Below are 2,635 nucleotides of genomic sequence, written 5' to 3'. Positions count from 1 at the left end.
CAGGTACATCTACACATTTGGGACGAACCGCTTAATTTTATTGATGTGATTTCTCGCATGCAAATTGAGGAGTTGCTGCTTGAATATTCACCAACGATTCTTTTTGTGGAACATGACCGGGAATTTTGCCATAACGTTTCAACTAAAATCATTGAACTGTAAAAAACTACGAAGCTGCCGCGCATGCAAACGGTAGGGAACTAAAGATCGCTATTTAGCATAAAAAGTACATTACCCCAAGTAGTAGGAACTACGGTGCGCTATTTTGCCAATTTCACGCGAAAAACGTGCCTTGGAGGCAAAACAAGTTCCTGTAGTTCCGCTCAGAGAGGAAACCGCTTGTTTTTCAAGTAATAGAGGACTCCAGTTCCTTTTAAGAAAAGCCTTAGCTGGATTCCGGGTTAGTAGAACGAGATTTTCACTAAAATAGATCCTGAAGATCCCTCAAAAGGATTTTTTTGTAGCTCAGACACCTCATTCTATGTTATATATGAAAGGACTCAAATTTGATGAATGGAGTGATAGGAATGAGAATCGCCGCGCAATTGTATACGCTTCGCAACTTTCTGAAAACACCCGCTGAGATTAGTGAAAGCTTGAAAAAAGTAAAGCAAATGGGCTATAACGCTGTACAAGCTTCCGGTGTAGGACCAATCGACATTCAAGAATTTAAAGCGCTTGCAGAGCAGGAAGGGTTGACGATCTGTGCCACTCATATCGGATATAACGATTTGTTGAACGATATGGATGGTGTCATTAAGAAACATCTGGCATGGGATTGCAAATATGTTGGTTTAGGCGGTCTCCCGCAAGAGTTTCGCGAAAATAGTCAGGGTTATGCCACATTTGCTAAGCAAGCTTCGGAATTTGGAAAACAGCTGAAAGGTGCTGGGTTACAGTTTATCTATCATAATCATGATTTTGAGTTCGCTAAATATGATGGAAAGACAGGCATGGACATTTTATTTGAAATGTCGGACCCTGATAGTGTTGATTTTGAGCTGGATGTATACTGGGTTCAAGCAGGCGGAGCAGATCCCGTGCAGTGGATACGTAAAATGGATGGTCGAATGAAAGTTGTGCATTTCAAAGATATGATTGTGACGCCGGATCGGAAACAGCGTTTCTCCGAGGTCGGTGAAGGCAATATGAATTTCAGAAGAATTATTCAAGCCTGCGAAGACATTGGTGTGGAGTGGGCAGCGGTCGAGCAGGACGATTGTTATGATCGCAATCCATTTGAAAGCTTGCAGATCAGCTTTGCCAATCTAGTAAAACTCGGGGCAAAAGCTTAGAAATAAGTATCAAAAAGAACGGCTACAACCCAGCCGTTCTTTTTGTTTTTATCGCAAGTGAGCTTTGAGCCTTTTATGATAATACACATAAGAACCTGCAATAATAATAAAGCCCGGAAGAAAACCCAATCCAGCCATCATGCCATCCACCGCGATAGTTGAGTACGTAGCACCTGTCAAATCGAAAATCAGACCGGCGTATGCCCATTCCTTGATTCGTGGAAAGCCGGGAATAAGAATGGCAATGACTCCTAATATTTTGGCAATACCAAGAAAGGGAAGAAGATCTTCGGGGTAACCCAGATGCTTGAAGAGTTCAACGGCAGCAGCTACTTTAATCGTATCTGAAATTGCACCCACACCCATAAATAACACCACTAGAACGGTAAAAATCCAATAAGGAATCGTAATTTTTTTCATTGTATTGCAGCCTCCTAGGTTAATAAGAATTCCTGCTAAGAATATACCTCGTGGGGAATATACCTGTCAAGGAATATTTATGTGGCTGCGGCCGTATTAACTGGAGGAAATCCTTTTATTCATAATATTCGGCTATTGGGATTACTTCATGATTGTTTCTCCACCGGCAGTTAGCCGCTCAAACGAGTGACGGACCGAAGCTTCCTCAATGTCATTAACGGCCCAGTGATCGTCTGGCACGTCTGTCCATGGCGAGTGTATGATTCCGTGAAGCGGTCCTCGACCGAGGACACGGTTGATAACAGTGACGGCTTCTGCGCGAGTGAGCGGATTAGCTGGGCCGAAGGAGCCATCTGCGTAGCCGTTCAAGTAGCCCGCACCTTGGGCAGCTTTGATAGCATCTTCGGCCCAAAGGCCGGATGTATCGGCAAAGCCCGCGCCAGCACCAGCACCAGTAGCATCCACCGCGAACCGTGCAGCTAAAGCTGCCATTTCCGCCCTGGTGATGGGTTGATCTGGTCTGAAAGTTCCGTCAGCGTAACCTTGCATCAGACCCATGCGCGAAACTTGGGCAATGGCAGCATAAGACCAATGATCTGGCTGCACGTCAATGTATGCATTGCCGCTGCCTGATGCCGGCGTGGTCGCAATACGCGAGAGAATCATTGCCATTTCGGCGCGGGTAATGCGGTTGTCCGGACGGAACAAGCTGCCCTCATAACCTTGGATGTACGGTTCGTGTGAGAAAGACAATGACCGACCATCGACTTTCAAAAGCGCATACGTACTGAATTTACTAGTGGTAAATTGAATGCCGCGTCCACCTTCGAACGTTGTGATAGTGCCTTTTTTAAACTCCTTAGTCCCGTCACTATGTTCAACATACACACCGATTTGTTGAATCTCGGTATCGCTTAAAC

The 2,635-nt window shown here is 45.0% G+C and carries 4 protein-coding genes; 2 read left to right on the top strand and 2 right to left on the bottom strand.

Translation table 11 applies throughout. The annotated features are described in order from the left end of the window. Together AC1DUA_RS33100 and AC1DUA_RS33095 are read left to right on the top strand one after the other, a co-directional pair. On the top strand, window positions 1-162 hold a 162-nt coding region (locus AC1DUA_RS33100; RefSeq protein WP_477503775.1), incomplete at its 5' end, for a P-loop NTPase family protein. A 365-nt stretch (window positions 163-527) separates the two neighbouring features. After that, a complete protein-coding gene (locus tag AC1DUA_RS33095) occupies window positions 528-1,295 on the top strand; it encodes a sugar phosphate isomerase/epimerase family protein (protein ID WP_477503774.1) in 768 nt (255 codons plus the stop codon). Window positions 1,296-1,343: 48 nt separating this feature from the next. Here the strand turns inward: AC1DUA_RS33095 and AC1DUA_RS33090 are convergent, their stop codons facing one another. Together AC1DUA_RS33090 and AC1DUA_RS33085 are read right to left on the bottom strand one after the other, a co-directional pair. Continuing rightward, window positions 1,344-1,715 (bottom strand): DoxX family protein, encoded by a 372-nt coding sequence (locus tag AC1DUA_RS33090; protein ID WP_477503773.1) that lies wholly within the window; start codon window positions 1,713-1,715, stop codon window positions 1,344-1,346. A gap of 141 nt (window positions 1,716-1,856) precedes the next feature. Further along, window positions 1,857-2,635: S-layer homology domain-containing protein (locus AC1DUA_RS33085; protein ID WP_477503772.1), on the bottom strand; the 779-nt coding region annotated here is incomplete at its 5' end.

The organism is Paenibacillus sp. 01T422, from assembly GCF_056398785.1.
Note: the sequence above shows the minus strand (reverse complement) of the source record. Positions and strands in the feature narration are given on the sequence as shown.

Bases quoted from the DNA above. Each gene is read 5' to 3' on its own strand.
- AC1DUA_RS33090 (WP_477503773.1), bottom strand. From the start codon at position 1,715: ATGAAAAAAATTACGATTCCTTATTGGATTTTTACCGTTCTAGTGGTG.
- AC1DUA_RS33095 (WP_477503774.1), top strand. From the start codon at position 528: ATGAGAATCGCCGCGCAATTGTATACGCTTCGCAACTTTCTGAAAACA.